General features: G+C 49.7%; 5 protein-coding genes and 1 pseudogene. All 6 read left to right on the top strand.

The window, feature by feature from the left end; all coding sequences use genetic code 11:
* Window positions 1-16: 16 nt before the first annotated feature.
* Window positions 17-2,119 (top strand): EAL domain-containing protein, encoded by a 2,103-nt coding sequence (locus tag ACR64G_RS09285; RefSeq protein WP_435979013.1) that lies wholly within the window; start codon window positions 17-19, stop codon window positions 2,117-2,119.
* Between the two features lie 161 nt (window positions 2,120-2,280).
* On the top strand, window positions 2,281-2,820 hold the full coding sequence (locus tag ACR64G_RS09280; protein WP_435979012.1) for a c-type cytochrome: 540 nt from the start codon (window positions 2,281-2,283) through the stop codon (window positions 2,818-2,820).
* A 126-nt stretch (window positions 2,821-2,946) separates the two neighbouring features.
* Complete coding sequence (locus ACR64G_RS09275; RefSeq protein ID WP_435979011.1) at window positions 2,947-3,990, top strand: AAA family ATPase; 1,044 nt, start codon at window positions 2,947-2,949, stop codon at window positions 3,988-3,990.
* 27 nt (window positions 3,991-4,017) lie between these two features.
* Window positions 4,018-5,040: a hypothetical protein gene (locus ACR64G_RS09270; protein ID WP_435979010.1), complete on the top strand. Its 1,023-nt coding sequence runs from the start codon at window positions 4,018-4,020 to the stop codon at window positions 5,038-5,040.
* Entirely contained in the window at window positions 5,037-7,247 is a 2,211-nt protein-coding gene (locus tag ACR64G_RS09265) for a transglutaminaseTgpA domain-containing protein (protein ID WP_435979009.1), read from the top strand. Before ACR64G_RS09270 ends, ACR64G_RS09265 begins: the two co-directional genes overlap by 4 nt.
* Window positions 7,248-8,077: 830 nt before the next feature.
* Window positions 8,078-18,394: pseudogene (locus ACR64G_RS09260) on the top strand (YadA-like family protein); the annotation flags it as partial.
* Window positions 18,395-18,424: the final 30 nt, after the last annotated feature.

The following is an 18,424-nucleotide window of genomic DNA, read 5'->3' as shown; positions in this document are numbered from 1 at the left end:
TAATAAAAGGCGGCTTATGCGTACTCCCTCTATTCTTAATCTACTATTCGTTGATGATGATCAGCTCTATGCAGAGCATATAGTTCAGCTCTTAGGAGCCTATTATGATGAGGTCAATCTAGGGTTCTTAGATGACAAAGAAGAGCTGCTAAAATCTTTGCGCCAGCAGTGGGACGTTTTGGTATTTGGTAATGCTTATGATATGAGCTTTACTGATGTAGTAGGTATCATCCAAGAGCGTAGTATCGATCTACCGACAATATCGCTGCTAGGGAAAACCAATCCTACTGCTAGCCCGCAAAATAGTAATACCCAACACCTGCCAACAGTCATCGATAGTACGATGGTAAAGTCTCTGTATACGGATAAAGACATTCCTGTACTTATGGCTATTTGCTTGCAACACGATAGTTTACGCAGTCGCCGTCAACTAAAAACCCTGCGTCATGTCCTATCAGAGGCCGAACAGCGCGCTAATATCCTGATTAAAAACTCCAAAAGTGCTGTCGCTTATTTAGATCAGGGTATACATATTTTTGCCAATGACCCTTATCTTAAAATGTTTGGCTTTGAGGCTATGGACGACGTCATCGGTGTTCCTGTCATTGATCTGATTGCAGGTACTGATAATGTCAAAGGTTTTAAGCAGTTCTTAAAGCAATTTGATAAAGGTGATCGCACGCAGGTTGAGTTTAACTTTGATAGTTTGCGGGTTGATGGCACAACGTTTAAGGCCAAATTACAACTGGCAACCGCAACGCTAGACGCCGAACCTGTCACACAAATTATTATTCAGCAAAACAGCCATAATAGCGCCGAGATTGCCAAACGTTTGGCGGTGGCCGAGCGCAAAGATAGTCTGACGGGACTGAATAATCGCCGCGGCTTTGAGGAGCAGCTGTTAGCAATACGTGAACAAGCCATACAAGGCAAGGCGGTAGCAGGTCTGCTTTATATTCAACTGGATAGTATAGGCAAAATTAGAAGCAGCTTGGGCTTGCAAGGCGTCGATATCACCGTTCAGCAAGTGGCAAAGGCTCTTGGTGAGATTGCGCCGCAGGACTATATTAGCCGCTTTAGTGATACCTCATTTGCGCTGTTAACAACTAGCAAATCAGCTCAAGAGTTGATCGCACTTGCCGAGCGTATCGGTGTGCATATCAGTGAGATGCTGATTGAGGTGGACAATCACACGACCCATACTACGGTCAGTACGGGTATCGTCAAAATAGAGCAGGGTGCAGCTGAGCCGCAAGTACTACTTGAGCGTGCGATAGATGCTATCACTCATATTATGATAGAGACGAGCAATCAGGGTAATACTTATCATCTGTATGATCCAAGTGAGCATGCCAATAGTGATGATAATGCCCTTGCAGAGACACTCGTTGATGCCATTGCCAACAACCGCTTTGAGCTACTGTTTCAGCCGATATACGACATCACTAATGATCGCAGTGATTTCTATGAGGTTTATCTGCGTTTGCCGTTACAAGATGCTGATAATACGGTACTGACGCCTGATCAATTTATGACGGTTGCCAAAGCGCATCGTTTGCGTGAAAAAATAGATCGCTGGGTACTCATTAATGCCTGTAAAAAAATCAGCGCCGTGCGCAAAACGCATCCAGAAGCGCGTTTGCTTGTGCAACTCACTAGCGCATCGCTCATCGACAAAAATTTACCTAATGTCGCTCGTCAATTGATCAATGCGGTTGGCGGTGTCTCAAATGTTTTGACGCTTCAATTTAATGAAAAAGACATCGTTGATCATCTCATTATCGCTAAGTCGCAATTTTCAGCGCTTAGTCAGGCAAGCTGTCAGGTTGGCGTGCATAATTTTGGCTCTTCTACCAAATCCTTAGAAGTTGCCAATATGATCAAGCCTGATACGGTGCGTCTAGCGCATACTTACGTGCAAGATATCGATAAGGCAGATAACTTTGAGACGCTAAAAGCCTTGGTGACTAGTACCAATCAGCTCAATGTAGAAGTCTTAATGCCCTATATCGAAGACGCGGCAACGATGTCCGTGGCTTGGAGTGTTGGTGCGCGCTATTTGCAAGGCTACTACCTACAAGAGCCTAAAGAGACCATTGAAACTACTAGTCCGTCATAGCCTTATCTTTTGCCCGCTCCTGTCTCTTATCGTATATCAACTAAGCGTTTACCATTTGTACAGGTTGTGGCTTGTTGTATTAGGTATAATTTGTATCAGGTATAGTGATTCATGCCAGTCACTCTACTTATCTATAGCCCTCTACTTAAAGATTATAAATAATGCCTTTTGCTATACACCAATTCGGCGTGGCTATTCTTGCCCTGTTAGTACTCGCCGGCTGTGAGCCTACGCCGCCTGCAGATTCGCGCGCACCTGTGACTTTACCGCTATATACCAAAGGAGACGCGGTCGCAGGTGCGCTGATATACAAAGACGCTTGCGCCCAGTGCCATCAGCTGACCCCAGGTCTGAACAAAAAAGGCCCGCAGCTTATGAATGTTTATGGTGCAAAGGCGGCGCAGCTATCAGATTATGATTATAGTGAAGCGCTAAGTGTATCGGGCTGGATATGGGATGCGGACACTTTAGATCCCTATATCGCTGATGCGGAAAAGGCGATGCCTGGCTCCAAAATGCTTGCTGATCCGATGCCAGATAGCAAGGAGCGCGCTGATGTGATTGCTTATGTCTCAACCCTACGCGCGGATGCAAACAAAGCTACTCCGAGCGAGGACGATGACAATGTTGAGCAACCCGCTAACGATGCGGTTGACGTGCTAGAGGGCGCAGAGCATAAACCTGCTGCAGATTTTGGATAGCTTGTATATGTGGCTCAATTATTGCTACAAAATCAAATAAATGTATGATAAAACATAGGACGCTTGTTCTATTCCAATGAATAAAGTGCTATAAAAATATCCTCATAATAAAGCTGATTATCCCCTATGTCTCAAAGCCATGCCCGTCGCCTGTTTACTACTTCTAATGCAAGGTCTCATTTGACTACTTCCAATATAGACGTTGATACCGCAAATCAAGTTATACCCGACTATGCTAGCAATCAGCAGCGCATAGCCCACCTCCTTAACCAGCTTAATCAAGTGGTATTGGACAAACCACAAGTGGTCAAGTTGGCACTCAGTTGCGTGCTGGCAGGTGGGCATTTGCTATTGCAAGATTTGCCCGGTATGGGCAAAACGACCCTCGCTCAGGGACTCGCACAATTACTCGGTTTGAGCTTTAGCCGTGTCCAGTTCACTAACGATATGCTCCCTGCCGATATCTTGGGCATGAGCATCTATGATCAAAGCAAACTCAGCTTTGAGTTTCGTCCCGGTCCTATCTTTACCCAATTGCTACTCGCTGATGAGATCAACCGCTCTAGCCCCAAGACTCAAAGCGCGCTACTTGAGGCCATGGAGGAGCGTCAAGTCACCCAAGACGGTCAGACTTATACGTTGCCCAAGCCATTTTTTGTGATTGCAACACAAAACCCTTTACAACAAGCGGGCGTCTATCCGCTACCAGAATCACAGCTGGATCGATTTTTGATGTGCTTATCTTTGGGTTACCCCTCTCCAAAAGCAGAGAGAGCGTTACTACAAGGTCAAGACCGTCGCGAGCTTCTTAATAGCTTAGCCGCCGTGCTTGATACCGAGGCGGTGCTACTCGCTAAAGCTGGCGTAGAGCAGGTATTTGTCGCAGATGCGGTGCTCGACTATTTGCAACGTTTGGTCGCAAAAACCCGTAGCAGTCAAGACTATCATGGCCTCTCGCCGCGCGGTGTATTGTCCCTTAAACGCGCCGCACAAGCACATGCCTATGTGTCTGGTCATACCGAAACCACACCTGAAGATATCCAAGCGGTATTTGCTGCCGTCACTGATCATAGGCTCGGTCAGCGCTTTGTTCCGGCCCATATCATCAGTGGACAAGCGCCGCAAACCCTCTCGCAACGCATCATGGCCGCAGTGCCAGTCATTGTTTAGCACGCTTACGTTTAGATAAAGGTGGTTATGAGTCTTTTGCCGCGCGTCTTAACTGCACCAATTAAAACCGCATCAACCCGCTGGTTTGCGAAGCGTGCGCCAAAGAATGATAGCGCAACGCTTAATCTGCGTAATGTCTATATCTTTTTTAACCGCGAAGGGATGCTATTTGCGGTGCTCCTGCTTATCACCTTTATCGCCGGTATTAATTACGGCAATAATTTGGTGCTGGGGCTGTGTTTTTATCTAATTAGTGTCTGGCTCATCAGCTTTCATGTGACCTTTGCGCACATATCAGGATTACAGATACGCTTGCTTGAGGTGACCACAAGCGAGGTAGGCGAACCTATATGGGCGACGTTGCAGCTGCATAGCGAGAGTCGTCAGCCTAGACGTCAATTAGCCTTTGGTTTTGAGCAAGTAAGCAGTGCCGCAAATGCGCCTCAACCAACAGAGCCATTGCTTATCGCTAGAGTAGACGGTGAGCAAACCATACGCCTGCCTATTTATACTCATGCTCGTGGTCAGCTCGAGCTACCAAGGCTTATCATCAAAACTACTTACCCGCTGGGCATTATGCGCGCATGGTCTTACGTCTATTTTGCACGTAGCGCTTGGGTGTATCCCAAGCCGCAAGCCTTTGACTGGCAAGCGCAGTATCTGTCGGTTACTCAAGACGATTTACAGGCAGGCGGGCAATACGTGCAAGGGCAAGATGACTTTGATCGCCTGGATACTTATATCGCAGGCGAGTCGCTAGCACGGGTCTCTTGGGGTCACGTGGCGCGCGGGCAGGGCATGTTTACCAAGCACTTCGCTGATCCTGTTGGCGCCGAGCAAACGCTAAATTATATCGATATGCCAGCGGCTAACCACGAACAAAAGCTCGCGCAACTGGCGTACGGTGCGCTGACTTTAGGTCAACTTGGCGTACCGTTTGAGATGCAACTGCCCAATGAGGTGTCTATTGATCCTAATCAACAAACGGGCACCGGAGCAGGCGACGCCTTTGCACAAGCCTGCTTGTTAAGGTTGGCAAAAGCGCCATGACCAATACAATTATCAATAAGTCTATATCTGGGCAAGATAGCTCAACTAAGGACGCTTATCTTAGCTTTGAGCAATTAGCCCTAGGTCAGCTGTATCGCCGCACCGATCCAAGTGATAACTTAGATGTAAAAAAAAAGTGGCATCGTAAGCTATTAGCGTTACCTGCTTATTATTGGGTATTAATCGCGCAAGTATTCGTCATCTTGCCACACGTAGCGCATTTGCCGCTGTGGCTGATAGGATTTGCGGTGTTAAGTATCATCGCTCAATTACCGCGCGTTAAAGCCAAGTTTAGTCGCACTCGTTACTTTAAACGCCTGTATCAAGGCATGCAAATGCTCGGCTTCTTATTAGGGCTGGTAGGATTGTGGCTAACTTATAGCACTGCTTTTGGTCTTGATATGGGCGTGGCATTTTTGGTGCTGTGTTTGGTCAGTAAGCTGTGGGAGCTGTACAAGCGCCGTGATGCTTATGTAGTACTCAATCTATCGCTATTTGTGTTAGCTGCGCTGTTCTTAATGGATCAAGGGCTACTAACAACCCTACAAGTTATCCTAGGTACTCTCGCTGTCTTATTGGCGTTTATTGCGCTCAACGATGATGGCAATCAGCGCGGCGATGGTCGTGTGCGTACTCTAGGCGTGCTTGGCATCGGCGCATTACCGCTACTGGTCGTGCTGTTTTTATTCTTCCCGCGTCTGCCGCCTTTATGGTCCGTACAACTCTCAGGACAACAAGCAACAACGGGTGTCTCTGACAGTATGTCGCCTGGCGACTTTGCCAATTTAAGTCAATCAACGGCGCTGGCATTTCGCGTGGAGTTCGCAGAGGGACGTCCGCCGCAAGAAGATCTGTACTGGCGCGGCCTTGTGTTTAGTGATTTTGATGGTATTACCTGGCGACCCAACCCAAGTCGTCAGCAGTGGCAATGGGAATCCGCGCGGCAGATGCCGCCATGGCTGGTGAATGCGTTCGCTACCGCTGCCGATGCCACCAAATTAGCCCCTGTCACTTATGAGATTATCCTAGAGCCGACCCAGCAGCGTTGGTTATTTGGTCTCGATTATCCTTTTACTCAGCAGCAAGATACAGCTGTCACCTCTGACTTTACTTTACTCAAAGATGAGCCTGTCACTCAGCAGCTGCGCTATGATGTGCTGCGTTATGCGCCGATGCGTATTGATCCTATGTTGAGTGATAACGATCGACGTATCAATTTAGCGCTACCAAGTGATGGCAACCCTAAATCGCGCGCGCTTGCCAAGCAGCTTTTTGCACAAGCAGGATCAGATCCGCAGCGATATATGACTGCCATTGAGCGCTGGATCAACCAGACTGAATTTCGCTATACGCTTGCACCGCCGCGCCTGGGTCAAAATCGTATTGATGAATTCTTATTCGATACCAAAGCTGGATTCTGTGAGCACTATTCTTCAAGTTTTACCTTTATGCTGCGCGCCGCGGGTATTCCCGCTAGGGTAGTAGCAGGCTACCAAGGCGGCGAGCTGAGTCGCGGCGGTGATGTCTGGGAGGTGCGGCAAATGGATGCGCACGCTTGGACAGAGGTTTGGCTGGCAGGTCAAGGCTGGGTACGAGTCGACCCAACAGCATTTGTAGCGCCAGAGCGCGTCGAGCAAGGTATGGACGCGATAACGCAGGCGCAAGGCGTGGCGATGTTCGGTGATGGCGCGGGCGCTCAGCTTAGCTATCAGCAATATCAGATGCTCCAATCCCTACGGCGCTTATCCGATCAAGCAAGCTACTACTGGCAAAAGGACATCGTCGGCTACGATCAGGATAGTCAAGCCAGCTCACTGCTCAAATGGTTCAACATTATTTCTGTCATGCAACAAGTGATGTGGATGGCAGCAATTGCTATCTTGATTATGAGTATTATCATATTTATGATTTGGCAGCGTAGGCGTAAACACTGGCATCCTGCCGATCAGCCGCTCATTAAGTTATCTCAGCGTTTATCTAAAAGCGATAATACACTCGCACGCTTCGATAACGAAGGACAATTAGCGTGGCTTGAGCGACTTACAATAGACTCTAAAAATAACGAAGAGTTGTCTACTTGTTTGATCCAAGTGATGCAACAGTATCGACAATTGCGCTATGGACGCCTAAGTACATTAACGACCACAGATAAAGCTTACAAACAGGCGCTTATTCAATTTACTAATAAAGTAAAAACGCTTTTGTAATTATTCTATAATCATCAATAGCTTGGCATTTATTTATCAGATACAAGCTGGTTTAAAAATTCTATTATTCCGCCGCGACCAAAACACTCTTCCTAATTAATCTCCCTTCCTAGTCTTATTCTATAAGGCTAATGCTACTTGTGCCTTCAAAAAACTTCTCTATTACTCTCTATATTTAATAAAATGAATATATCAATAATATAAAACGATATATGACTTATTTATTTATGTCCTAAAAAGTCGTTATAAAAGATATCGGTATTATCTTGATGTCAGATGAACCCTAGGACTGCGCTAGCAACGGTAGTGACGCCATTAACTTAGCAAAGTCAGCGTGAGAGGCATTACCATCTGCTACTTAAAAGGGGCGTCGTAATAGTAGTAAAAAATAAAGTCAAAAGTTATATATCAAAAAATAAATATATTTATTCTTATATCTATAATATTAGATATTAATATTCGTTTAAGTATATATACATAAAATTATTATGAATCTATTAAGTTGCTCTTAAGTAGGGATATATGCTATTCACCCAGATTTAAAAAAAACACATAAAAAATTACAATTGATTGATATATGAATAAAGTTGTTGATTTTTTGTTATATTCAAATAGAATCACTTACAGACTATTAATTTATTTGCAGCCTATATGTATTTTTAAGCAAAATATTTTGAGTAATAAAGACGTCATTATTTTTTGGTTTAAAACTGCTGGCTATAGACATTTATCAACTATATCGACTCCATATACCTCAAGGAAGAAGCATTATGAATCGTAACTTTAAAGTTGTTTGGAACCGCTCATTAGGCTGTTTTACGGCTGTCGCTGAATATGCTAAGAGCCGCGGCAAATCTTCGAGTGGTACTGTCAGCTCTGGCGCTAGTCCTTCTACAGGCGCTATGGCAGAAGGTGCACGACTAGTAAAATTAAGTGCATTATGTGTGGGAATGGCTGCTACTGGATTTAGTATGCAGGCAGTAGCAGGCTATGAAGTAGGCGGCGGGTCGACTTTTGCAAACTGTACAAGGGATGCTACTGGTTTTGGTACTGAAGCTTCTTCGATAGCTATTGGAAATGGAGGTGTGGGTAATGTTGCTTGTGCCTCAGGTGCAGAGACAATTGCAATAGGCGCAAATCTTGAAGCAGCAGGTTCACAATCAACCGTTATCGGTAATGATATTATTGCAGATAGTAATGCTGCACAAGCGGTTATCATTGGTTCAAATTTTAATAGTAATCCTACGACATCTACTGGTGCAGGTGGGGTCGCTATTGGTAGTGGTTTAACTCCAAACTTAGATAGCCCAATTGCCAATGGTATTGGTTCTGTTGCTATCGGGTCAAGTGGAAATGCCACAACTAATGGCTTAAATGGTGCTATTGCCTCAGGTAACCATGCCTTAGCTCTCATGTCTGGTGCAGAGGCTTCAGCTGCAAACTCTGTTGCTATTGGCGCAGGTTCTAGGGCTTCTAGCGCCAATGCTTATGCCCTTGGCGAAAATGCTAATGCAGCAGCTCAAAACACCGTTGCCCTCGGTGCGGACACTAGTAGTAATACGCAATACGGTGTCAGCATCGGTCGTGCTGCAAGCTCAACAGGTCAATCCTCTGTTGCCATAGGCGGCGGTACAGCTGGCGGCGGCGCCGCTCAAACTAGTGGTCAGGGAGCTATCGCCATCGGTAGTGGTGGTAATAACGCAGGCGGTGCAAGAGCCACTAACACTCGTGCCATCGCCATTGGTCAGTCCTCTGAAGCGACTGGAACTTCTAGTATTAGTATCGGTGCCACTGCCAATGCAAACATCGCTAACTCTGTCGCTTTGGGTGCAGGCTCAACGACAACCACACCAGCTGGCAACTCGTTCTTGACTAATGTCGCTGTAGTACCTGCAAATGGTGTGGTGTCTGTCGGCACCGCTGCTGCGACCAGACGTATTCAGAATGTCGCAGGTGGATCAGCTGCGACTGATGCGGTGAACGTCGCTCAATTGACAGAGCAGAACACAAGAACCAATCGTCAAGGAACTGATACTGCAGCGGCGCTTGGTGGTGGATCTACTTATACTGCGAATAACGGCGCGGTTAGCTTACCGACTTACAACGTAGACGGTGCAACTTTTAACAATGTGGGTGCGGCACTTGGAAACATAGACGGTCGCACTACGACGAACACAGGTAATATCACAAGCTTACAAAACCAGACCTTTAGACTGCGTGCAAATACTGATACGTCAACCGCAGTAGCGGCAGGTGATACGGTTACATTCATCGATGGCAATAATGTTGAGATCACTCGTGCAGGTAATAATGTCACTATCGGTACTTCAGCGACACCGACATTTACGACAGTCACTTCAACTGGTGCGATGAATGCAGGATCGTTGACTGTCACTGGTGCATCTAATCTAAACGGTGGTGCTAATTTAAATAATAATAAAATTACGGGTGTTGCAGCAGGCACAGTTGCTACAGATGCAGTGAACTTCGGTCAGCTGACGACAACTAACAATAATGTGACAAATGCGCAAAACGCTGCAAATGCTGCTCAGACGGCAGCAGACCTTGGCTTTAACATCACCGCGAATGGCGTCGAGGCCGATGAAGACAACGTACAGTTGGGTGAAACCGTTGACTTTACCAGTGATGCCAACCTAGTCACCACCGTAAGTGACAACGGCATCAACTACAGCTTAGCGGACGCCATCACCGTTGACAGCGTCACCGCTAACGATGGTAACGGCAACATCACCACCGTCAGTGCAACAGGCACCAACGTCACCGACGGCCCCAACACTAGTACCTATGGCGCTGACGGCTTCACCACAACCGATGGCACCACCAGTACCGTCTTTAACCAAGCAGGCGTCACCTTCTTAGATGACAACAATGCACCAGTCGGTCCTAGCCTCACAGCGACAGGTATCGACGCCGGTAACACCGTGATCACAAGCGTAGCAGACGGCAGTCTTGCTGACGACTCAACCGACGCCATCAATGGCGCTCAGTTGAACACCGCCGCAAGCTCTATCGCAACCAACCTTGGCGGTAACTCAACCTTCGATCCTACAACAGGCATTGTGACCGCACCAAGCTACGTGCTTGACGATGGTACCAACACCGGGACGAATGCGGCGCCGTTTACCAACGTCGGCGACGCGTTGGGTAACTTGGACACACGTACCAGCACCAATACCGGTGACATCGCTAACGTTCAAGCGCAGTCCAACCTTGGCTTTAACATCACCGCGAATGGCGTCGAGGCCGATGAAGACAACGTACAGTTGGGTGAAACCGTTGACTTTACCAGTGATGCCAACCTAGTCACCACCGTAAGTGACAACGGCATCAACTACAGCTTAGCGGACGCCATCACCGTTGACAGCGTCACCGCTAACGATGGTAACGGCAACATCACCACCGTCAGTGCAACAGGCACCAACGTCACCGACGGCCCCAACACTAGTACCTATGGCGCTGACGGCTTCACCACAACCGATGGCACCACCAGTACCGTCTTTAACCAAGCAGGCGTCACCTTCTTAGATGACAACAATGCACCAGTCGGTCCTAGCCTCACAGCGACAGGTATCGACGCCGGTAACACCGTGATCACAAGCGTAGCAGACGGCAGTCTTGCTGACGACTCAACCGACGCCATCAATGGCGCTCAGTTGAACACCGCCGCAAGCTCTATCGCAACCAACCTTGGCGGTAACTCAACCTTCGATCCTACAACAGGCATTGTGACCGCACCAAGCTACGTGCTTGACGATGGTACCAACACCGGGACGAATGCGGCGCCGTTTACCAACGTCGGCGACGCGTTGGGTAACTTGGACACACGTACCAGCACCAATACCGGTGACATCGCTAACGTTCAAGCGCAGTCCAACCTTGGCTTTAACATCACCGCGAATGGCGTCGAGGCCGATGAAGACAACGTACAGTTGGGTGAAACCGTTGACTTTACCAGTGATGCCAACCTAGTCACCACCGTAAGTGACAACGGCATCAACTACAGCTTAGCGGACGCCATCACCGTTGACAGCGTCACCGCTAACGATGGTAACGGCAACATCACCACCGTCAGTGCAACAGGCACCAACGTCACCGACGGCCCCAACACTAGTACCTATGGCGCTGACGGCTTCACCACAACCGATGGCACCACCAGTACCGTCTTTAACCAAGCAGGCGTCACCTTCTTAGATGACAACAATGCACCAGTCGGTCCTAGCCTCACAGCGACAGGTGTCGACGCCGGTAACACCGTGATCACAAGCGTAGCAGACGGCAGTCTTGCTGACGACTCAACCGACGCCATCAATGGCGCTCAGTTGAACACCGCCGCAAGCTCTATCGCAACCAACCTTGGCGGTAACTCAACCTTCGATCCTACAACAGGCATTGTGACCGCACCAAGCTACGTGCTTGACGATGGTACCAACACCGGGACGAATGCGGCGCCGTTTACCAACGTCGGCGACGCGTTGGGTAACTTGGACACACGTACCAGCACCAATACCGGTGACATCGCTAACGTTCAAGCGCAGTCCAACCTTGGCTTTAACATCACCGCGAATGGCGTCGAGGCCGATGAAGACAACGTACAGTTGGGTGAAACCGTTGACTTTACCAGTGATGCCAACCTAGTCACCACCGTAAGTGACAACGGCATCAACTACAGCTTAGCGGACGCCATCACCGTTGACAGCGTCACCGCTAACGATGGTAACGGCAACATCACCACCGTCAGTGCAACAGGCACCAACGTCACCGACGGCCCCAACACTAGTACCTATGGCGCTGACGGCTTCACCACAACCGATGGCACCACCAGTACCGTCTTTAACCAAGCAGGCGTCACCTTCTTAGATGACAACAATGCACCAGTCGGTCCTAGCCTCACAGCGACAGGTATCGACGCCGGTAACACCGTGATCACAAGCGTAGCAGACGGCAGTCTTGCTGACGACTCAACCGACGCCATCAATGGCGCTCAGTTGAACACCGCCGCAAGCTCTATCGCAACCAACCTTGGCGGTAACTCAACCTTCGATCCTACAACAGGCATTGTGACCGCACCAAGCTACGTGCTTGACGATGGTACCAACACCGGGACGAATGCGGCGCCGTTTACCAACGTCGGCGACGCGTTGGGTAACTTGGACACACGTACCAGCACCAATACCGGTGACATCGCTAACGTTCAAGCGCAGTCCAACCTTGGCTTTAACATCACCGCGAATGGCGTCGAGGCCGATGAAGACAACGTACAGTTGGGTGAAACCGTTGACTTTACCAGTGATGCCAACCTAGTCACCACCGTAAGTGACAACGGCATCAACTACAGCTTAGCGGACGCCATCACCGTTGACAGCGTCACCGCTAACGATGGTAACGGCAACATCACCACCGTCAGTGCAACAGGCACCAACGTCACCGACGGCCCCAACACTAGTACCTATGGCGCTGACGGCTTCACCACAACCGATGGCACCACCAGTACCGTCTTTAACCAAGCAGGCGTCACCTTCTTAGATGACAACAATGCACCAGTCGGTCCTAGCCTCACAGCGACAGGTGTCGACGCCGGTAACACCGTGATCACAAGCGTAGCAGACGGCAGTCTTGCTGACGACTCAACCGACGCCATCAATGGCGCTCAGTTGAACACCGCCGCAAGCTCTATCGCAACCAACCTTGGCGGTAACTCAACCTTCGATCCTACAACAGGCATTGTGACCGCACCAAGCTACGTGCTTGACGATGGTACCAACACCGGGACGAATGCGGCGCCGTTTACCAACGTCGGCGACGCGTTGGGTAACTTGGACACACGTACCAGCACTAATACCGGTGACATCGCTAACGTTCAAGCGCAGTCCAACCTTGGCTTTAACATCACCGCGAATGGCGTCGAGGCCGATGAAGACAACGTACAGTTGGGTGAAACCGTTGACTTTACCAGTGATGCCAACCTAGTCACCACCGTAAGTGACAACGGCATCAACTACAGCTTAGCGGACGCCATCACCGTTGACAGCGTCACCGCTAACGATGGTAACGGCAACATCACCACCGTCAGTGCAACAGGCACCAACGTCACCGACGGCCCCAACACTAGTACCTATGGCGCTGACGGCTTCACCACAACCGATGGCACCACCAGTACCGTCTTTAACCAAGCAGGCGTCACCTTCTTAGATGACAACAATGCACCAGTCGGTCCTAGCCTCACAGCGACAGGTATCGACGCCGGTAACACCGTGATCACAAGCGTAGCAGACGGCAGTCTTGCTGACGACTCAACCGACGCCATCAATGGCGCTCAGTTGAACACCGCCGCAAGCTCTATCGCAACCAACCTTGGCGGTAACTCAACCTTCGATCCTACAACAGGCATTGTGACCGCACCAAGCTACGTGCTTGACGATGGTACCAACACCGGGACGAATGCGGCGCCGTTTACCAACGTCGGCGACGCGTTGGGTAACTTGGACACACGTACCAGCACCAATACCGGTGACATCGCTAACGTTCAAGCGCAGTCCAACCTTGGCTTTAACATCACCGCGAATGGCGTCGAGGCCGATGAAGACAACGTACAGTTGGGTGAAACCGTTGACTTTACCAGTGATGCCAACCTAGTCACCACCGTAAGTGACAACGGCATCAACTACAGCTTAGCGGACGCCATCACCGTTGACAGCGTCACCGCTAACGATGGTAACGGCAACATCACCACCGTCAGTGCAACAGGCACCAACGTCACCGACGGCCCCAACACTAGTACCTATGGCGCTGACGGCTTCACCACAACCGATGGCACCACCAGTACCGTCTTTAACCAAGCAGGCGTCACCTTCTTAGATGACAACAATGCACCAGTCGGTCCTAGCCTCACAGCGACAGGTGTCGACGCCGGTAACACCGTGATCACAAGCGTAGCAGACGGCAGTCTTGCTGACGACTCAACCGACGCCATCAATGGCGCTCAGTTGAACACCGCCGCAAGCTCTATCGCAACCAACCTTGGCGGTAACTCAACCTTCGATCCTACAACAGGCATTGTGACCGCACCAAGCTACGTGCTTGACGATGGTACCAACACCGGGACGAATGCGGCGCCGTTTACCAACGTCGGCGACGCGTTGGGTAACTTGGACACACGTACCAGCACCAATACCGGTGACATCGCTAACGTTCAAGCGCAGTCCAACCTTGGCTTTAACATCACCGCGAATGGCGTCGAGGCCGATGAAGACAACGTACAGTTGGGTGAAACCGTTGACTTTACCAGTGATGCCAACCTAGTCACCACCGTAAGTGACAACGGCATCAACTACAGCTTAGCGGACGCCATCACCGTTGACAGCGTCACCGCTAACGATGGTAACGGCAACATCACCACCGTCAGTGCAACAGGCACCAACGTCACCGACGGCCCCAACACTAGTACCTATGGCGCTGACGGCTTCACCACAACCGATGGCACCACCAGTACCGTCTTTAACCAAGCAGGCGTCACCTTCTTAGATGACAACAATGCACCAGTCGGTCCTAGCCTCACAGCGACAGGTATCGACGCCGGTAACACCGTGATCACAAGCGTAGCAGACGGCAGTCTTGCTGACGACTCAACCGACGCCATCAATGGCGCTCAGTTGAACACCGCCGCAAGCTCTATCGCAACCAACCTTGGCGGTAACTCAACCTTCGATCCTACAACAGGCATTGTGACCGCACCAAGCTACGTGCTTGACGATGGTACCAACACCGGGACGAATGCGGCGCCGTTTACCAACGTCGGCGACGCGTTGGGTAACTTGGACACACGTACCAGCACCAATACCGGTGACATCGCTAACGTTCAAGCGCAGTCCAACCTTGGCTTTAACATCACCGCGAATGGCGTCGAGGCCGATGAAGACAACGTACAGTTGGGTGAAACCGTTGACTTTACCAGTGATGCCAACCTAGTCACCACCGTAAGTGACAACGGCATCAACTACAGCTTAGCGGACGCCATCACCGTTGACAGCGTCACCGCTAACGATGGTAACGGCAACATCACCACCGTCAGTGCAACAGGCACCAACGTCACCGACGGCCCCAACACTAGTACCTATGGCGCTGACGGCTTCACCACAACCGATGGCACCACCAGTACCGTCTTTAACCAAGCAGGCGTCACCTTCTTAGATGACAACAATGCACCAGTCGGTCCTAGCCTCACAGCGACAGGTGTCGACGCCGGTAACACCGTGATCACAAGCGTAGCAGACGGCAGTCTTGCTGACGACTCAACCGACGCCATCAATGGCGCTCAGTTGAACACCGCCGCAAGCTCTATCGCAACCAACCTTGGCGGTAACTCAACCTTCGATCCTACAACAGGCATTGTGACCGCACCAAGCTACGTGCTTGACGATGGTACCAACACCGGGACGAATGCGGCGCCGTTTACCAACGTCGGCGACGCGTTGGGTAACTTGGACACACGTACCAGCACTAATACCGGTGACATCGCTAACGTTCAAGCGCAGTCCAACCTTGGCTTTAACATCACCGCGAATGGCGTCGAGGCCGATGAAGACAACGTACAGTTGGGTGAAACCGTTGACTTTACCAGTGATGCCAACCTAGTCACCACCGTAAGTGACAACGGCATCAACTACAGCTTAGCGGACGCCATCACCGTTGACAGCGTCACCGCTAACGATGGTAACGGCAACATCACCACCGTCAGTGCAACAGGCACCAACGTCACCGACGGCCCCAACACTAGTACCTATGGCGCTGACGGCTTCACCACAACCGATGGCACCACCAGTACCGTCTTTAACCAAGCAGGCGTCACCTTCTTAGATGACAACAATGCACCAGTCGGTCCTAGCCTCACAGCGACAGGTATCGACGCCGGTAACACCGTGATCACAAGCGTAGCAGACGGCAGTCTTGCTGACGACTCAACCGACGCCATCAATGGCGCTCAGTTGAACACCGCCGCAAGCTCTATCGCAACCAACCTTGGCGGTAACTCAACCTTCGATCCTACAACAGGCATTGTGACCGCACCAAGCTACGTGCTTGACGATGGTACCAACACCGGGACGAATGCGGCGCCGTTTACCAACGTCGGCGACGCGTTGGGTAACTTGGACACACGTACCAGCACCAATACCGGTGACATCAATGATCTAGCTGCAGGTCGTACAGGCATCGTCCGTCAAGACGCGGGCACTGGCGTTATCACCGTTGGCGCTCAAACGGGTGGTAACAGCGTCAGCTTTGCTGGAACCGATGGTAATCGTCAACTCACAGGGGTTGCTAACGGTACTGTAGCTGCGGGATCGACAGAAGCCGTTACAGGTGATCAGTTGAATACCAGCGCTGCGTCTTTGGCCACTATTATTGGCGGCAATGCTGTGAATAACGGTGGTGTGGTCACCACAACTGACATTGGCGGTACAGGTGCTGACACTATCGATGGAGCAATCTCATCACTTAACACAGCAGCGACTCAAGCCAAGAGTACAGTCACTCAAGGTGAGAACATTCTTGTCGCAACGACAACGAATGCTGATGGTTCTACAAACTACGAGGTTGCAACTGCCAGAGACCTCGATATCGATAGCGTTGTCACTGGTAACAGTACTTTGAACAGTGCAGGCTTAGTCGTAAACGATGGCACGAATGCCAGTACTTATGGTGCCGATGGTCTCACTATTTCAGGCGGCCCAAGCATCACCACCGCAGGTATTGATGCAGGTGGTAATGCACTTAGCAATTTAGCTGATGGAGTCGCTACGACAGATGCAGCAACTGTTGGTCAACTCAACACAGTTTCTGGAGATTTAACCGATTTATCTGCAGGTAGCGTTCAATATGATCGTAACCCTGATAACACGGTCAATTACGACAGCGTATCATTAGCAGGTACTCAAGCAGTCATAGATACCGATGATGATGGCAACGACTTTGTGGTGAGTGGTGGTACTACGCTTGGTAACGTTGCTAATGGCATCAATGCAGATGATGCTGTTAATAAGGGTCAACTCGACAGTGTAATAGCTCAAAATCTTACTGACGTGAATGTGACTGATCAAGACGGAAACGAGGTGACAGTCAACATAACGGATCAAGTCGTCAATAGAAATCTAGATGATGATAACGAAGAGTCTTTATTCTTGACTTATGATGTCGAAGGTCAAGAAGTGACGGATCGTCTAACCATAGGCGAGACGGTTCAAAAAATGAATACTCAAGGCGTCAAATTCTCGCACACAAATGCGGTGAGTACTGAAGGGGATTTGGGAGTTACCAACGATTCAAGTGCTGGCGGTGCTAACTCAACAGCTATTGGTGTCAATGCTATTGTAGAGTCTGGCGCTGACAATACTGTTGCATTAGGATTTAATACCAAAGCGACCTCAGAGGCGACAAACGCTGTGGTGGTTGGTAACGGCTCCGTAGTTAGCGGCGCTTCTTCTATCGCTATCGGTAATGGGGCTCAAGCGAATGGCAACCAGTCTATTAGTGTAGGTACAGGCAACGTCGTTAATGGTAACAATTCAGGTGCGTTTGGCGACCCAAGTGTCATCGATGGTAACAATAGCTACTCAGTAGGTAATAACAATACTGTAAATAGTAATGATGCCTTTGTACTAGGCAATAATGTGACCGAAACGGTTGAAGGTTCAGTGGTACTGGGTACAGGTTCTGGAGCGACGACAGGCGCAGGCATTGCAGGTTATGGCGCTGTCAACGACGCAGCTATCGCGGCTACTACGAGCACAACAGGCGCAGTAGCTGTCGGTAATGCAAACAACGAGGTATACCGTCAAGTGACAGGTGTTGCCGCAGGAACAGCAGACTCAGATGCGGTTAACGTGTCACAGCTTAGAGCTGTTGATAATCGACTTGTCAACAATATGAATGACTTAGGTTATAAGATTAACGATGTGGAAGACGGTGCTAACGCGGGTATATCAGCTGCAATGGCTATGTCTTCACTACCACAAGCTTATATTCCAGGCAAAGCTATGGTGGGCGGCGGTATTGCAACCTACAATGGTCAAAGCGCTGTTGCCATCGGTCTCTCTAAAGTATCTGACAACGGTCGCTGGGTCATAAAAGCGAATGGTACAGCAGACTCAGAAGGGAATGCA

It is taken from the genome of Psychrobacter sp. DM4, assembly GCF_051307035.1.
Taxonomy (GTDB): domain Bacteria; phylum Pseudomonadota; class Gammaproteobacteria; order Pseudomonadales; family Moraxellaceae; genus Psychrobacter.
The sequence above is the reverse complement of the archived record's forward strand: the minus strand, read 5'-3'. Positions and strand labels throughout refer to the sequence as shown.